Source organism: Bacillus sp. NPDC057893, from assembly GCF_042796455.1.
Taxonomy (GTDB): domain Bacteria; phylum Bacillota; class Bacilli; order Bacillales; family Bacillaceae_G; genus Bacillus_A.
Window position 1 is genome coordinate 900,666 of record NZ_JBHVNG010000001.1, and the last position, 16,831, is coordinate 917,496.

The following is a 16,831-nucleotide window of genomic DNA, read 5'->3' on the forward strand; positions in this document are numbered from 1 at the left end:
GTTCTAATTAAATAAGTACAAGCATATATTGGAACAAGCTAGGCGTAAGGGAGGCTTGTTCCAATATGCGTGTATCAAATGTAACAGTTAGAAAACGACTTATTTTTATACTTATATCGGGTATACTCATTTTCACCATTATCGATATTCGTCTTGGATATGTGCAATTTTTTCTTGGAAATATGTTAACGGATCGTGCGAAGGATTCATGGAGTCGTAATATTACTTTTGAACCAGAGCGAGGGAAAATTTTAGATCGAAATGGTGTGGAGCTTGCTACGAATAAAAGTGCACCGACCGTCTTTGTTGTGCCGAGGCAAATTGAAAAACCAGCAGAGACTGCAGAGAAGTTAGCTGCAGTATTAGGTGTGGAAAAAGATGATGTTTATAAGCGGATTACAAAAAAAGAATCGATTGTAAGGCTTGATAAAGGCGGAAGGAAAATATCGCATGACAAAGCGAAAGAAGTACGCGGATTAAGTTTAAAGGGTGTGTACATCGCAGAGGATTCTATCCGGTACTATCCATTCGGTAATTTTTTATCACACGTATTAGGATTTGCGGGCAGTGATAATCAAGGGCTTATGGGACTAGAGAAATATTATGATAAAGAGCTAAATGGTGATAAAGGTCATGTGCGATTTTTTGCAGACGCGAAAGGACAGAGAATGCCTAACGTTGGAGATGATTTCAAAAAACCAGAAGCCGGCTTGAATTTAGGATTAACAATTGATTCACGCATTACGAGGATTATGGAAAGAGAAATGAATATTGCGGAATCAACGTATAATCCTGACGGTATGATAGCAATTGCAATGAATCCGAAAAATGGTGAAATTTTAGGTATGTCAAGTCGACCAAGTTTTGATCCAGCAGATTTCCAAAGTGTTTCTCCGGAAGTATATAACAGAAACTTACCTGTATGGAGTACGTATGAGCCGGGGTCAACATTTAAGATTATTACATTAGCTGCAGCCTTGAATGAAAATTTGGTAGACTTAGAGAAAGATACATTTTATGATGATGGAGCAGCTGAAGTTGGTGGAGCTAGATTGCGGTGTTGGAAAGCTGGAGGCCATGGTAGCCAAACGTTTTTAGAGGTAGTTCAAAACTCTTGTAACCCAGGATTTATTGAACTCGGTGATCGTCTTGGTAAAGATCGATTGTTTAAATACATTCGCAATTTCGGGTTTGGACAGAAGACCGGAATTGACTTACAAGGTGAAGGTAGCGGGATTTTATTTAATTTAGATAAAGTTGGTCCAGTCGAGCAAGCGACGACTTCATTTGGGCAAGGTGTTTCTGTTACACCGATTCAACAAGTAGCAGCTGTAGCGGCCGCTGTAAATGGTGGAACTTTGTATCAGCCATATATAGCGAAGGAATTTATTGATCCGAAGAATAATCAAGTTGTCAGCAAAAAGACACCTGTTGTGAAAAGGGAAGTTATTTCCAAGGAAACTTCAGAGAAAGTTCGTTACGCATTAGAGAATGTTGTAGCGAAAGGTTCTGGTAAAGGGGCTTATATTGATGGATATCGTGTAGGTGGAAAAACTGGAACTGCTCAAAAGGTGAAAGATGGAAAATATTTAGATAATAACTATATTGTATCATTTATCGGTTTTGCTCCAGCTGACGATCCGCAAATTGTTGTTTATGTAGCAGTGGATAACCCAAAAGGAGTCACTCAATTTGGTGGAGTTGTAGCAGCACCTATTGTTGGGAATATTCTTCGTGACGCACTTCCTGTAATGGGAGTGGAACCGAGAAAAGAGCAAGTTGAGAAAGAATATAAATGGGGCGATACACCAACTGTGGAAGTTCCGAATTTAATTGGTATGAAAAAGAAAGATTTACAAACGCAACTTGTAGACTTGAAGCTTGATATAAGTGGTGATGGTGGGAAAGTAATTAAACAATCACCAGAAGCAGGAGCTAAAGTAAAAGAGGGCTCAAAAGTTAGAATTTACTTCGGGAATTAAAGGTAACTGATTGTGTTTTATGGTACAATTGGTGGAAGTGAGTTCTTTATAGAAAAATTGCTTTATTTGAGACGATAAGTGTCTCATTAATAAATAAATCTATTGATTAGACTATAGTAGCACTTACCTCCTATTTTTATATAACTAGGAGGTAACGTGTTACTTGCTAAAATAAGAGATAAATAAACAATGTAGAGAGGGTTTAGTGAAATGAAGTTGCATACACTTGTATCATGTTTGCATGATTTTCCCGTTGTTCCAACAGAAAATCCAGAAATAACATCTATTGAAGCGGATTCACGTAAAGTGAAAGAGGGAAGCTTATTTATATGTATGAAAGGATATACGGTTGATAGCCATGACTTTGCTAAGCAAGCAGCCGCACAAGGAGCGGCTGCTATTGTTGCGGAAAGACCAATTGATGTTGACGTTCCAGTTGTACTTGTGAAAAATACTTTTCGTTCGCTAGCGGTTTTAGCTGATTATTTTTATGGCCAACCAACACACAAGTTACATTTAATCGGTATTACAGGTACAAATGGAAAGACAACAACATCGCATATTATGGATGAAATTATGCGCGCACATGGTCATAAAACAGGGCTAATTGGAACGATTAATATGAAAATCGGTGATGAAACATTTGAGGTGAAAAATACAACACCAGATGCACTAACACTTCAACAGACATTTTCAAAAATGGTTGAACAAGGTGTGGATAGTACAGTAATGGAGGTTTCGTCTCATGCTTTAGATCTTGGCCGTGTACACGGGTGCGATTACGATGTTGCAGTATTTACGAATTTAACACAAGATCATTTAGACTATCATAAAACGATGGAAGAATATAAACATGCGAAAGGGTTGCTTTTTGCACAGCTTGGCAATAGTTATCATCATAATCGTGAAAAATACGCTATATTAAACAGTGATGATCCAGTAGCAGAAGAGTATATGAGAAGTACAGCAGCTACTGTTGTAACATACGGTATAGATGTTGCAAGCGACATTATGGCACGAGATATCGTAATGACGAGTGGCGGTACAACATTTACACTTGTAACACCGTATGAAACTGTAAATGTTACGATGAAATTAATTGGTAAGTTTAATGTATACAACGTGTTAGCAGCTACAGCAGCAGGTCTTGTTTCAGGAGTGAGCTTACAAACAATTATTGATGTAATTAAAGAGCTTGCTGGCGTTCCTGGACGTTTTGAAGTTGTTGATGGTGGACAAAATTACACAGTTATTGTTGACTATGCACATACACCTGATAGCTTAGAGAACGTACTAAAAACAGCAAAACAGTTTGCAAAAGGTGATGTATATTGTATCGTTGGTTGCGGTGGTGATAGAGATAGAACGAAAAGACCAATAATGGCAAGTGTTGCAACCAAATATGCAACTCATGCAATTTATACATCGGATAATCCAAGAAGTGAAGATCCGAAGGCTATTTTAGATGATATGGTAAATGATGCAAATGGGAATAATTATGAAGTAATTGTTGATCGAAAAGAAGCGATACGTTCCGCTATCTCGAAAGTGAAAGCAGAAGATATTATTATTATTGCTGGTAAAGGGCATGAAACGTATCAAATTATTGGTAAAGAAGTTCATCATTTTGACGATCGTGAAGTTGCTAAAGAAGCAATCACGGAGCGTTTAAACAACGAAGTGTAACAGCATGAGAGGAGGACTACATGTGCTTGAACAAGGTTTATTAGTAACGGCTGGGGTAGCATTCTTAATTTCTGTTGCCCTTTCGCCATTATTTATTCCATTTTTAAGAAAGTTAAAGTTCGGACAGAGTATTCGTGACGAAGGACCGAAGTCACACCAAAAGAAATCAGGGACACCAACGATGGGTGGTATTGTCATATATGTATCTATGATGGTGACTACGCTTATTATGGCGATTAAATTTAACAATTTAGGTGCAGAAGTATCATTGTTATTATTAGTTACATTTGGGTACGGATTAATCGGATTTTTAGATGACTACATAAAAGTAGTAAAGAAAAGAAATCTTGGTTTAACATCAAAACAAAAATTGATTGGTCAGCTTGTAATTGCTATTGCGTTCTTTTTAATTGGAAAAGGGCAAGCATTTCACACTTATATCATGATTCCGGGAACTGATGTTAAATTTGAATTAGGCTGGGCATATTTTATTCTTGTATTATTTATGCTTATTGGTGGATCAAATGCGGTTAATTTAACAGATGGTTTAGATGGTTTATTATCAGGAACAGCTGCTATTGCATTCGGAGCATTTAGTATTATTGCTGTAGCTCAAGAACAATTTGGGGTAGCGATTTTCTGTATGGCAGTTGTAGGAGCTGTACTTGGCTTTTTAGTATTCAATGCGAATCCAGCGAAAGTATTTATGGGGGATACAGGTTCTCTAGCTTTAGGTGGTGCTATCGCAGCTGTAGCGATTTTGTTAAAACAAGAATTGTTACTCGTTATTATTGGCGGTGTATTCGTAGCGGAAACTTTATCTGTTATTATCCAAGTTATTTCGTTCAAAACAACAGGAAAGCGTGTCTTTAAAATGAGTCCATTACATCATCATTATGAATTATGTGGTTGGTCAGAGTGGCGCGTTGTTGTAACGTTTTGGTCTGTAGGATTTTTATTAGCTGTGCTAGGAATTTATATCGGGGTGTGGATGTAATTGAAAACTGTAACTGAATATCAAAATAAAAATGTTCTTGTATTAGGTATTGCTAAAAGTGGTTATGCAGCAGCTACTTTATTAAAAAAATTAGGGGCAAACGTCATTGTAAATGATGGGAAACCATTAGTGGGTAATCTGCTTGCTGCTGAGTTACAAGCGGAAGGAATGGATGTTATATGTGGTGGGCATCCGTTAGAATTGCTGGAGAGAAACATTTCACTTGTCGTAAAAAACCCAGGAATTCCATATTCTAATCCACTCTTAGTGGCGGCGAAGGAAAAGCAAATTCCAATTGTAACTGAGGTTGAATTAGCATATCGCATTTCAGCAGCACCGTTTGTTGGGATTACGGGATCTAACGGCAAAACAACAACGACAATGTTAACGTTTGAAATGTTAAAAGAAGGACAAAAACACCCAGTTATTGCGGGGAATATAGGTACTGTAGCTTGTGAAGTTGCACAATTGGTGAAAGAAAATGAAGTTATCGTTACGGAACTTTCATCGTTTCAATTGATGGGAGTGGAATCGTTCCAACCAAAAATTGCAGCCTTTTTAAATTTATTTGAAGCGCATTTAGATTATCACGGGACGAAGAAAGAGTATGGTTTGGCGAAAGCGAATATTTTCAAAAACCAAACTGAAACAGATTATAGTGTAATTAACGCAGATGATGCAGATGTAATGGCATTATCGGCATATAGTAAAGGACAGAAAGTATTATTTTCGACGACGAAAGAAATTGAAGATGGTGCGTGTATAAAAGATAACGCTCTTTATTTTAAAGGCGAAAAAGTAGTTAAAGTAAGCGATATTGTTTTACCTGGTAAGCACAGTTTAGAAAATATTTTAGCAGCAATGAGTATTGCTAAATTACTAGGTGTTTCTAATGAAGCAATTACTGCTGTGTTAAAAAGTTTTACAGGTGTAAAACATCGCTTAGAATATGTAACAACGATTAATAATCGTAAATTTTATAATGATTCAAAAGCGACGAATATGCTAGCGACAGAAAAAGCATTATCTGCATTTACACAACCGATTGTATTATTGGCTGGTGGACTTGATCGTGGTAATGAATTTGATGATTTAATTCCATACTTTAAACATGTCAAAGCGATTGTAACATTTGGACAAACTGCACCAAAATTAGTAAGAGCGGCAGAAAAAGCAGGATTAGATGTAATTGAAAGTGTCGATACTTTAGATGATGCAGTAGTGAAGGCGTATGCTCATTCTACCGATGGTGATGTTATTCTTCTTTCACCAGCATGTGCAAGCTGGGATCAATTTAAAACATTTGAAGAAAGAGGAGACATTTTTATACAAGCTGTGCATAAACTTATATAAAGTAAATCAAAACATCAGTAGGCTAACACCTACTGATGTTTTGTTACATAGGGCAAAGGTTCTGCCCAAAGAGGTGGTGTTCATGGGTAATGAAGAAAACGCCTGATTTTATTCTCATCATCGTTACACTTGCGTTGTTAACAATCGGAATGATTATGGTTTATAGTGCGAGTGCGGTTTGGGCCTCTTATAAAATGGGGGATTCATTCTTTTTTGCAAAAAGGCAATTGTTATTTGCAAGTCTTGGAGTAGTAGCTATGTTTTCTCTCATGAAAATTGATTATTGGGTGTGGCGTACGTATTCAAAAGTAATTTTACTAGTTTGTTTCGTTCTTCTTATTCTCGTTCTTATTCCTGGAGTAGGTCTCGTTCGTGGGGGAGCACGAAGTTGGATTGGAATCGGAGCATTTTCTATCCAACCGTCAGAGTTTATGAAATTCGCGATGATTATTTTCTTAGCAAAATTTTTAGCGGAACGACAAAAATTAATTACCTCGTTTAAACGAGGTTTGCTACCGGCTCTTAGTTTTGTAGTTCTTGCTTTTGGGATGATTATGTTACAACCAGATCTTGGTACGGGAACGGTAATGGTTGGGACATGTATTATTATGATATTCATTTCGGGAGCAAGGGTTTTTCACTTTGCAATGTTTGGTTTGCTTGGTGCAGCGGGATTTGTAGGGTTAATTGCATCAGCACCATATCGAATGAAACGCATCACATCATATTTAGATCCGTGGTCGGATCCGCTCGGAAGTGGATTTCAAATTATCCAATCGTTACTCGCAATTGGACCTGGTGGTTTATTTGGGCTTGGACTTGGACAAAGTAGACAAAAATTTCTTTATTTACCTGAACCACAAACAGACTTTATATTTGCAATCTTATCCGAGGAATTAGGTTTTATTGGTGGTTCATTTGTGTTATTATTATTTAGTCTATTATTATGGCGCGGGATTCGTATAGCATTAGGAGCGCCAGATTTATATGGTACGTTTTTAGCAGTAGGTATTGTGGCGATGATTGCGATTCAAGTAATGATTAATGTTGGTGTTGTAACAGGACTGATGCCTGTTACGGGTATTACTTTGCCGTTTTTAAGTTATGGTGGATCAAGTTTGACCTTAATGTTAATGGCAGTAGGTGTATTATTGAATATAAGTCGCCATTCTCGCTATTAAACCCTGTTTAAAAGACAGGGTTTTTCGTGTGTGTGTGAAAATACAATATGTATATAGAAATAAATACGATTGAATAAGAACAGGGAAGTGGAGGAATCAGTAGTGCGAGTATTAGTAAGTGGTGGGGGTACTGGAGGACATATTTATCCAGCTCTTGCTTTAATTAGAGAAATAAAAAAACTAAATCCGGAAGCAAGATTTTTATACATTGGTACAGAGAATGGATTAGAGAGTACCATCGTACCGAAAGCGGGTATTCCGTTCCAATCTATTGTTATAAGTGGATTTAAACGAAAAATATCTCTTGATAATGTAAAAACAGTGATGCGTTTCCTAAAAGGTGTTCAAGATAGTAAACGATATATTCGTCGTTTTAACCCTGATATTGTGATTGGTACGGGTGGATACGTATGTGGGCCAGTTGTATATGCTGCGGCTAAATTAGGTATTCCGACTATTGTACATGAACAAAATAGTGTACCTGGTGTAACGAATAAATTTTTAAGTCGTTATGTCGATAAAGTTGCAGTTTGCTTTGAAGCAGCTGCAGAACATTTCCCACAGTCAAAAGTGGTTATGACAGGTAATCCACGTGCATCAGAAGTAATGGACCAAAATGGAATGAAAGGAAAACGTTCGGTAGGACTATCCCTTTCTAAAAAATCGGTGCTTATTTTTGGTGGGAGTCGCGGTGCTAGACCGATTAACGATGCTTTTGTAGAAGCGATTGAACAATTTGGGAATAAAAGTTACGAAGTATTATATGTAACAGGCGAAGTACATTATGATAAAGTTATGGAAGCCGTGAAACAAAAAGGGAATCCGAATAATGTTATTATTAAACCTTTTATTCATAATATGCCAGAGGTACTGACTGGTGTAGATCTTGTTGTTTCAAGAGCAGGTGCTACAACGCTTGCAGAATTAACAGCGTTAGGAAAACCAAGTGTATTAATTCCAAGTCCGTATGTAACAAATAACCATCAAGAAAAAAATGCACGATCAGTTGTTGATAAAGGAGCAGCTAAAATGCTACTTGAAAAAGATTTAACATCTGAAACGCTTATTCGTGACATTGATGAGATTTTATTGGATACACAAACATTACAAAATATGAAACTGGCTACTAAGCAACTTGGTATTCCAGATGCAGCAAATAAGCTATATGAAGTAATGAACAAGCTTATTAAAAAATAACATTAGGTGAACGCCCTGCATATTACTGTAATTAAGGAGACTTAATATGGGGGAGATTGTCTATGGAACAATTAGTAAAAGAGCTTTTAGAAGCAAATGTTGGCCGCGTGTTAGTTAATGAACCGTTAGCGCGTTACACGACTATGAAAATAGGCGGACCAGCTGATATTTTAATTGTGCCAAAGCATGTTGCTGGTATTGAGAAGACGTTAGAGTTAGTAAAGAAGTACAAGACAGGGTGGACGGCAATTGGTCGTGGTTCAAATCTTCTCGTATCTGATCAAGGTATAGAAGGTGTGGTTATTCGTTTAGGAGAAGGATTAGATCACTTAGAAGTCGAAAAACATAGAGTAAGAGTTGGTGCTGGATACCCCCTTATTAAATTGTCAACTTTACTTAGTCGACAGGGATTAGCTGGCTTGGAATTTGCAAGTGGTATTCCAGGAAGTGTTGGCGGTGCAGTGTATATGAATGCAGGCGCTCATAAGTCTGACATATCGAGTGTATTAACGAAAGCTCGTATTTTGTTTGAAAATGGAACAATTAATTGGTTGACGAATACCGAAATGGGATTTTCTTATCGCACATCTGTATTGCAAGTGAAACGCCCTGGTATTGTTTTAGAAGCTGAATTCCAATTGGAGGTAGGCGAACGCGAGGAAATTGTAAGAAGCATGCAAAAGAATAAAGAGTATCGCCGTGAAACGCAGCCTTGGAATCACCCTTGTGCAGGAAGTATATTTCGAAATCCAGTCCCATGTTTTGCAGGAGATTTAATAGAAAAAGCAGGGCTTCGTGGCTATAAGATAGGTGGAGCTCAAATTTCTGAAATGCATGGAAATTTTATTGTTAATACTGGTGTGGCTTCAGCACAAGATGTATTAGACCTGATCGTATTGATAAAGCGTACAATTAAGGATAAATTTGGTGTCGATATGCATACAGAAGTAGAAATAATTGGAAGATAACGGTTGTTCGTTCCGCTCATTATCATTTATGTTATAATAAGAAGATAAGAACGGCATGAGGAACATGCCGTTCTTTATGTTACATAGGGGGATCGTACATGAAAAATAGTAAAGTGATTAAACTACAAGATCGTGTACCAAAATTAAAGAATCAAAAGAAAAAGAATAAGAAACCTGTTAATCATCGGTTAATTTTATACATATCGATTTTATTTTTATTAGTACTCTTTTTAATTTATTTTCGGTCTCCGCTTAGTAATATAAAAAAGATAAGTGTGTTTGGAAATCATTATATGACAGATGAACAAGTTATGAAGGAATCAGGTGTGACATATGATACGAGTTATTTCCGAGTAACAGCACATAAAGCAGAAGAAAACTTAACGAAACGAAAAGAAATTAAAGCGGTAAATGTAAAAAAACGTTTCCCAAACAAAATTGATGTTCATATCGAAGAATATTTAACAATTGGCTATATAAACAAAGATGGGAAATTACAACCGTTATTAGAAAATGGGAAAACACTCGATGTACTTCCGAACGGAAAACTTCCAGTTGCAGCACCAATTTTTGAACCGTTTAAAGAGGGGAAAATGAAGGAATTAATTGCAGAACTAGAAAAATTAACGCCGACTATTTTAAGGTCTATTTCTGAAATTCGTTATACACCAACGAACGCAAATGAAGATCATCTTACTTTATATATGAATGAAGGATATGAAGTGAGCACCACTATTCAAAATTTCGCAAAGCGAATGGAAGCTTATCCACTTATTTTAAAAACAATTGAACCTGGTAAGAAGGTTTTAATTGACTTAGAAGTGGGTGCATATACGAAGGAACTAGGTGCTGAAGAAAAGAAAGAATAGAATGATAGTTTTTACTGCGTACGTATGAAATGAAACAAACGTTCTTTTATATGGATGCTAATTTGCAAGAATGCTTAATTTGATGAAAAAAATGTAAATTTTCTTAGATTCATACTAGGATTGGTACAAGTTTCACTTTTCTACAAGTACATCTTAGTGTAGACTTATACTTGGCGGTAATCTTTACACTTGAAATATAATTATTTCAAGATAAAGCAGTTATTCACAGGTTACTGCGATATTCTTAAATGAATGTTAAATAAAAATAAGAAAAATATAGGGTTAAAAAAGGGAAACGTATAAAGACGTTGAATATTTTTCTTATAAATAGTAAAGTTGCGATTGTTGTTCCATATATTGAGTTGTATGGTATAAATAAAGAAGGAGGTGCCAAAGAATGAACAGCAATGAAATATATGTTAGTCTTGACATCGGTACATCCAATGTTAAAGTCATCATTGGTGAAATGGTTAATGATAGCTTAAACATTATTGGTGTTGGAAACGTAAAATCAAATGGTTTGAAGAAGGGATCGATAGTTGATATAGATGAAACTGTTCGATCAATTAAAAAAGCAATTGAACAAGCTGAGCGCATGGTGGGTATCCACATTGAGCAAGTTGTAGTAGGTGTCAATGCAAACCAGGTACAGTTGCTCCCGTGTCACGGAGTAGTCGCTGTTTCAAATGAAGATCGTGAAATCGGGAATGAAGATGTCTTACGCGTTCTAGATGCAGCGCAAGTTGTGTCAATTGCTCCTGAACGTGAATTTATTGATGTGGTACCTCGACAGTTCATTGTAGACGGTCTTGACGAGATTAACGATCCACGCGGGATGATCGGTGTAAGATTAGAAATGGAAGGTACACTTATTACAGGCTCGAGAACTTTACTACATAACCTACTTCGTTGTGTAGAAAAAGCAGGTCTTGAAATTGTTGATATTTGTCTGCAACCTTTAGCGGCAGCGACAGTTGCGTTATCTTCGGATGAAAGAAATAGAGGGGTAGCCCTTGTTGATATGGGTGGAGGATCTACAACCTTATCTATTTTTAAAGATGGAGAGTTGCAAGCAACGAGCGTATTGCCATTAGGTGGAGATCATATAACGAAGGATATAGCGATTGGGCTGAAAACTTCAACAGAAAATGCAGATCAAATTAAGCTGAAATATGGACATGCTTTTTATGATACAGCATCTGAAGAAGAGATGTTTACGGTTCCTATTATGGGAAGCGATCAAACAGAACAATATTCTCAGTTGGAATTATCGGATATAATAGAGGCTCGTGTAGAGGAAATTTTAATGTTTGTTCAAGATGAAGTGCATAAGTTAGGAGTAAAGCAAGCTGCTTCTGGATATGTACTAACTGGTGGGATAGCTTCTATGCCAGGTGTTCTTGATCTTGCATACGATATTTTACATGAAAATGTTCGTATAGCAACTCCTGATTATATTGGTGTTCGTGAGCCTCAATATACAAGTGGAGTTGGATTAATTAAACATTCTTATCAAAAAGCTAAATTACGTGGGAAAAATGTGCAGGAAAAGCAAGAACATTTTGAACCAGTACCAGCACCAATGCCGGTACAACAGCAACCTGCGAAGCAAAAAACTCGTAATCAAAACAATACTAATCAAAATGATGACCGTATGATGTCAAAAGTAAAACGTGTATTCCGTTATTTATGGGATTAAAATTGGACACGAAAAATGAGGTTCTAGGGGGATTTCGACATGTTAGAGTTTGATACTACTCAAGATCAATTAGCAAATATAAAAGTTATCGGTGTCGGCGGTGGCGGAAACAATGCTGTAAACCGTATGATTGAACACGGTGTACAAGGTGTAGACTTTATCGCTGTGAATACTGATGCACAAGCATTAAATCTATCAAAAGCTGAAACGAAAATGCAAATTGGTGGAAAATTAACGCGTGGACTTGGTGCAGGCGCAAACCCTGAAGTAGGGAAAAAAGCTGCAGAAGAAAGTAAAGAACAGATTCAAGAAGCACTTCGTGGCGCGGATATGGTCTTCGTAACTGCTGGTATGGGTGGCGGAACTGGAACTGGTGCAGCTCCAGTTGTTGCTCAAGTTGCAAAAGAACTAGGTGCGTTAACAGTTGGTGTTGTAACACGCCCATTTACATTTGAAGGACGTAAACGTGCAACTCAAGCTGCATCTGGTATTGCTTCATTTAAAGAAAATGTAGATACACTTATTGTAATTCCAAATGATCGCTTATTAGAGATTGTTGATAAAAATACGCCAATGTTAGAAGCGTTCCGTGAAGCTGATAACGTATTACGTCAAGGTGTTCAAGGTATTTCTGATTTAATTGCTACACCAGGTCTAATCAACTTAGACTTTGCAGACGTAAAAACAATTATGTCTAATAGAGGTTCTGCTTTAATGGGTATCGGTTCTGGTAATGGTGAAAATCGTGCAGCTGAAGCTGCGAAAAAAGCGATTTCTAGTCCATTACTAGAAACATCTATTGATGGAGCTCAAGGTGTTATTATGAACATTACGGGCGGCGCAAACTTAAGTTTATATGAAGTACAAGAAGCAGCAGACATTGTAGCTTCAGCTTCGGATCCAGAAGTAAATATGATCTTCGGTTCTGTTATTAATGAAGGATTAAAAGATGATATCGTTGTCACTGTAATTGCAACTGGTTTTGATGATAGTGCTTCGACACAGCCACCAAAACCAATTATCCGTCCGACTGCGAATCACACGCAACAGCAACAACAACCAGTAGCTCAACCTTCAAAACAACGTGAAGTTAAGCGTGAAATGAAACGTGAAGAGCCGGTTATGCATGATCGTCATACAGATTCAGATGACATCGATATTCCAGCATTCTTACGTAACCGTCGTAGACGATAAAAGAAAAGGAGCTTTCATGCTCCTTTTTTTTGTTGTCTAAATGGAAAAGATCTGCTAAGCAGATCTTTTTTTATTATTTTGCATATGGAGAGTCCAGTCCTATTTTTAAGCTATAAGCTGTGATAAATAAAGTGAAACTTTAATTAGTAGGGGTTGTTCATCCAAAATGATTGTTAGCCCGACTCCCGCTTAACTTCTCTACTTTTTTGTAGCTGAATTTTGAGGCAGGGGTGTTACTGCCCGCAAATTGCAAGATAAACTTTGTATATATATAATCCAATTATTATGTATACAAGTAAGGAATTTATATTATTCTATGAAAAATACACTTTTATCTTTTACCGACAGATTATGTCTAGAAATCACAAAATAACAAAAAAACCCCTCCACCAATTGACACACTTTCCTATTGGATATGCATTATACTAGTCTCAACTTAAAAAAAGAGGTGAATTGTTTGGTTGTTTACGCCGACATTGTTTGGTTGTTAAACGCCTGCATTGATTTTCTTTTACTTTTATTAACAGCCACCGTGTTAAAAAAGAGAATCAAAAGATGGAGGCTTGTGTTAGGGGCATTTATAGGTTCAACTATTGTTATTTTCGCCTTTACGCCTTTTGCTTCTATGATGACACATCCAATTATGAAACTATTGTACTCGTTACTTATTGTGTATACAGCATTTGGGTTTTCAACATTTAGAAATTATGCACAAACTGTTTTTACTTTCTATTTTGTAACCTTTATGGTTGGTGGAGGATTAATTGGAACGCATTACTTTTTGCAAACGAACGAAATGGTAAATGGGTTAGTTCAATCTAAATCAGTTTCTTACGGTGATCCAATTAGTTGGTTGTTTGTTGTTTTTGGTTTTCCAGTAATTTATTATTTTTCTAAAAAGCGTATAGAAAGCGTAGAGGTCACAAAGATACACTATGATCAAATCGTGAAAGTGAAAATTCAATTAGCTGGAGAGGAACTAGAACTGGCAGGTCTAATTGATAGTGGGAACCAACTTTATGACCCGTTAACAAAAACACCCGTTATGATTATGCATATTTCATCATTAGAACATTGTTTGCCAGCTTGGTTAACAGAACAAATTTATTCCAAAACAGAAATTCCTCAAATACCAGAAAATGATTCTGGGTGGGCGACGAAACTACGTTTAATTCCTTTCCGAGCAGTAGGAATAGAGAATCAATTTTTATGGGCAATTAAGCCAGATTGTGTGCAAGTTTATCATGAAGGTTTGGTTGTTGTAAACAAAGTACTGATTGGATTAAATACACAACAATTATCTACCAATGGAGAGTATCAATGCATTGTACATCCGAAAATGTTGATTTCGCAAAAGATGGTAATTGCTTAATTATGAGAGGCGGGATAATATGGTGAAATTTAAATTTTATTTGGTATACCTTTGGTATAAAGTATTGCTGAAATTAGGAATTAAGACCGATGAAATTTATTATATTGGCGGAAGTGAAGCGTTGCCACCGCCGTTAACGAAAGACGAAGAGGCAGTTCTTTTGAATAAATTACCAAATGGAGATCAAGCTGCCAGGTCGATACTTATTGAACGTAATCTACGGCTTGTTGTATATATAGCAAGAAAATTTGAAAATACAGGGATAAATATTGAGGATTTGATTAGTATAGGAACAATTGGTCTTATTAAGGCAGTGAATACATTTAATCCAGAAAAGAAAATTAAATTAGCAACATATGCATCTCGTTGTATAGAAAATGAAATTTTAATGCATTTGCGTCGAAATAATAAAAATCGTTCGGAAGTTTCTTTTGATGAACCGCTTAACATTGATTGGGACGGAAATGAACTGTTATTATCAGATGTGTTAGGTACAGATGATGACATTATTACAAAAGATTTAGAAGCTACTGTAGATCGTCATCTTTTAATGAAAGCATTGCATCAATTAAATGATCGTGAAAAACAAATTATGGAGCTTCGGTTTGGACTCGCTGGTGGCGAAGAGAAGACACAAAAAGATGTGGCTGATATGCTTGGAATTTCACAGTCGTATATTTCTCGTTTGGAAAAAAGAATTATAAAAAGATTACGAAAAGAATTTAATAAAATGGTGTGAAGAATAAGACCAGTCGGTATCTAGACTGGTCTTATTCTCTTTTTGTGCATTAGGAAATATGATGTTTGTGAAAAACGATGGGAAAACCGTATGCATAAAATCCCCTTCAAAGGAAATACTTTACACTGTACAGCAACTCCCGATAGGAGGGAACACTTTGACGAGAAACAAAGTAGAAATTTGCGGTGTTGATACAGCTAAACTTCCAGTACTAAAAAATGAAGAGATGCGTAAATTATTTCGTGAAATGCAAAGTGGAGAGATAAGCGCCAGAGAGAAATTAGTGAATGGAAACTTACGTCTTGTACTGAGCGTCATCCAAAGATTTAATAACAGAGGAGAATATGTTGATGATTTATTTCAAGTTGGTTGCATTGGACTTATGAAATCCATTGATAACTTTGATTTAGGCCAAAATGTAAAATTTTCAACGTATGCTGTGCCGATGATTATTGGGGAAATACGCAGATATTTGCGTGATAACAATCCAATTCGCGTATCTCGCTCATTACGAGATATTGCGTATAAAGCGTTGCAAGTAAGAGAAAAATTGATTGCTGAAAATTCAAAAGAACCAACAGCAATGGATATTGCGAAAGTTCTTGAAGTGACACATGAAGAGATTGTTTTTGCACTAGATGCTATTCAAGACCCGGTTTCATTATTTGAACCGATTTATAACGATGGAGGAGATCCTATCTTTGTTATGGATCAATTAAAGGATGAAAAACAAAAGGACGAGCAGTGGGTTGAAGAACTGGCGTTGAAAGAAGGAATGAAGCGTTTAAATGATCGTGAAAAAATGATTATTCGAAAACGTTTCTTCCAAGGAAAGACACAGATGGAAGTTGCTGAAGAAATTGGGATTTCTCAAGCGCAAGTATCACGTTTGGAGAAGTCTGCTATTAAGCAAATGAATAAGACGATTCAAGGATAAGGTCCTCACCAGTTATGGTGAGGCCTTTTTTATATATAATATTTTGCGCTCATAGTAGAGTAGGTAGGTTCATATAATGAAAATAAAATGGATGTTCTATTAGTAGCGGTTATATACTGTTTACCCGCTTCAAAATTCGGCTGAAGTAAGAAGTTAGATGGAAGCGGAGCTACCCGAAAAAGTCCGATTAGCATGGGCTAATAATCAGTAGGGATGGGAAAAATCCCACTGATTAAGGTTTCACTTTATTTGAGAGCGTACTTATGATTCATGATATAAGGGAGAGGATGAATATGATACGAATTTCGGAGTTTCAAATGAAGGATGTTGTAAATATTTTAGATGGAAAAATGCTTGGAAATATTGGAGATATTGATTTTGATATAGACACAGGGAAGATTAGGACAGTTATTATTTCCAAGCAGACACGTATGTTAGGACTCTTTGGAAAGGAAGTAGAATTTGTGATTCCTTGGGAGCAAATTATGAAAATTGGGGAAGATGTCATACTTGTCAGAGTAGATAATATTAATTCTGTAACAGGATCAATACAAACACCGACAATTTCATAAAGAATATTACAAATTCCCCTTTTTTTTCAGTTGTCATTATGAAAAAATAAAAGTATGGTAAAATAGACAGGAAGTACCATGCTTT

General features: G+C 36.4%; 14 protein-coding genes. All 14 read left to right on the forward strand.

Annotated elements, in window-relative coordinates:
• Nucleotides 1-65: 65 nt before the first annotated feature.
• The 14 genes from ACFVQC_RS05025 to ACFVQC_RS05090 all read left to right on the forward strand — a co-directional run bounded on the left by ACFVQC_RS05025 (nucleotide 66) and on the right by ACFVQC_RS05090 (nucleotide 16,746).
• The gene (locus ACFVQC_RS05025) at nucleotides 66-1,982 is read left to right on the forward strand and encodes a stage V sporulation protein D (protein WP_002165145.1); all 1,917 of its coding nucleotides are present in this window, start codon (nucleotides 66-68) and stop codon (nucleotides 1,980-1,982) included.
• Nucleotides 1,983-2,192: 210 nt separating this feature from the next.
• Nucleotides 2,193-3,668, forward strand: coding sequence for a UDP-N-acetylmuramoyl-L-alanyl-D-glutamate--2,6-diaminopimelate ligase (murE, locus tag ACFVQC_RS05030; RefSeq protein WP_002121908.1), 1,476 nt, complete (start codon nucleotides 2,193-2,195; stop codon nucleotides 3,666-3,668).
• A 22-nt stretch (nucleotides 3,669-3,690) separates the two neighbouring features.
• Nucleotides 3,691-4,665 carry a phospho-N-acetylmuramoyl-pentapeptide-transferase gene (gene mraY / locus ACFVQC_RS05035; RefSeq protein ID WP_002146030.1) on the forward strand — a complete coding sequence of 325 codons (975 nt, stop codon included), beginning with the start codon at nucleotides 3,691-3,693 and terminating at the stop codon, nucleotides 4,663-4,665.
• On the forward strand, nucleotides 4,666-6,018 hold the full coding sequence (gene murD / locus ACFVQC_RS05040) for a UDP-N-acetylmuramoyl-L-alanine--D-glutamate ligase (RefSeq protein WP_377897548.1): 1,353 nt from the start codon (nucleotides 4,666-4,668) through the stop codon (nucleotides 6,016-6,018).
• A gap of 89 nt (nucleotides 6,019-6,107) precedes the next feature.
• Nucleotides 6,108-7,199, forward strand: coding sequence for a stage V sporulation protein E (gene spoVE, locus ACFVQC_RS05045; RefSeq protein ID WP_377895749.1), 1,092 nt, complete (start codon nucleotides 6,108-6,110; stop codon nucleotides 7,197-7,199).
• Nucleotides 7,200-7,301: 102 nt separating this feature from the next.
• A complete protein-coding gene (murG, locus tag ACFVQC_RS05050) occupies nucleotides 7,302-8,396 on the forward strand; it encodes an undecaprenyldiphospho-muramoylpentapeptide beta-N-acetylglucosaminyltransferase (RefSeq protein WP_002088269.1) in 1,095 nt (364 codons plus the stop codon).
• A gap of 62 nt (nucleotides 8,397-8,458) precedes the next feature.
• Nucleotides 8,459-9,364 (forward strand): UDP-N-acetylmuramate dehydrogenase, encoded by a 906-nt coding sequence (gene murB, locus ACFVQC_RS05055; RefSeq protein ID WP_377897550.1) that lies wholly within the window; start codon nucleotides 8,459-8,461, stop codon nucleotides 9,362-9,364.
• 98 nt (nucleotides 9,365-9,462) lie between these two features.
• A complete protein-coding gene (gene divIB, locus ACFVQC_RS05060; protein WP_215553994.1) occupies nucleotides 9,463-10,233 on the forward strand; it encodes a cell division protein DivIB in 771 nt (256 codons plus the stop codon).
• A 397-nt stretch (nucleotides 10,234-10,630) separates the two neighbouring features.
• Entirely contained in the window at nucleotides 10,631-11,932 is a 1,302-nt protein-coding gene (gene ftsA, locus ACFVQC_RS05065) for a cell division protein FtsA (RefSeq protein ID WP_002146035.1), read from the forward strand.
• 39 nt (nucleotides 11,933-11,971) lie between these two features.
• The gene (ftsZ, locus tag ACFVQC_RS05070) at nucleotides 11,972-13,126 is read left to right on the forward strand and encodes a cell division protein FtsZ (protein ID WP_002066873.1); all 1,155 of its coding nucleotides are present in this window, start codon (nucleotides 11,972-11,974) and stop codon (nucleotides 13,124-13,126) included.
• Nucleotides 13,127-13,583: 457 nt separating this feature from the next.
• Entirely contained in the window at nucleotides 13,584-14,498 is a 915-nt protein-coding gene (gene spoIIGA, locus ACFVQC_RS05075; RefSeq protein ID WP_002146036.1) for a sigma-E processing peptidase SpoIIGA, read from the forward strand.
• Between the two features lie 19 nt (nucleotides 14,499-14,517).
• On the forward strand, nucleotides 14,518-15,237 hold the full coding sequence (gene sigE, locus ACFVQC_RS05080; protein WP_377894787.1) for an RNA polymerase sporulation sigma factor SigE: 720 nt from the start codon (nucleotides 14,518-14,520) through the stop codon (nucleotides 15,235-15,237).
• 157 nt (nucleotides 15,238-15,394) lie between these two features.
• The gene (gene sigG / locus ACFVQC_RS05085; protein ID WP_002014725.1) at nucleotides 15,395-16,174 is read left to right on the forward strand and encodes an RNA polymerase sporulation sigma factor SigG; all 780 of its coding nucleotides are present in this window, start codon (nucleotides 15,395-15,397) and stop codon (nucleotides 16,172-16,174) included.
• A 293-nt stretch (nucleotides 16,175-16,467) separates the two neighbouring features.
• Nucleotides 16,468-16,746, forward strand: coding sequence for a YlmC/YmxH family sporulation protein (locus tag ACFVQC_RS05090; RefSeq protein WP_377894790.1), 279 nt, complete (start codon nucleotides 16,468-16,470; stop codon nucleotides 16,744-16,746).
• Nucleotides 16,747-16,831 lie beyond the last annotated feature (85 nt).

Bases quoted from the DNA above. Each gene is read 5' to 3' on its own strand.
- ACFVQC_RS05090 (WP_377894790.1), top strand. From the start codon at position 16,468: ATGATACGAATTTCGGAGTTTCAAATGAAGGATGTTGTAAATATTTTA.
- ftsA (WP_002146035.1), top strand. From the start codon at position 10,631: ATGAACAGCAATGAAATATATGTTAGTCTTGACATCGGTACATCCAAT.
- murE (WP_002121908.1), top strand. From the start codon at position 2,193: ATGAAGTTGCATACACTTGTATCATGTTTGCATGATTTTCCCGTTGTT.
- ACFVQC_RS05025 (WP_002165145.1), top strand. From the start codon at position 66: ATGCGTGTATCAAATGTAACAGTTAGAAAACGACTTATTTTTATACTT.
- sigE (WP_377894787.1), top strand. From the start codon at position 14,518: ATGGTGAAATTTAAATTTTATTTGGTATACCTTTGGTATAAAGTATTG.
- divIB (WP_215553994.1), top strand. From the start codon at position 9,463: ATGAAAAATAGTAAAGTGATTAAACTACAAGATCGTGTACCAAAATTA.
- spoVE (WP_377895749.1), top strand. From the start codon at position 6,108: ATGAAGAAAACGCCTGATTTTATTCTCATCATCGTTACACTTGCGTTG.
- ftsZ (WP_002066873.1), top strand. From the start codon at position 11,972: ATGTTAGAGTTTGATACTACTCAAGATCAATTAGCAAATATAAAAGTT.
- murB (WP_377897550.1), top strand. From the start codon at position 8,459: ATGGAACAATTAGTAAAAGAGCTTTTAGAAGCAAATGTTGGCCGCGTG.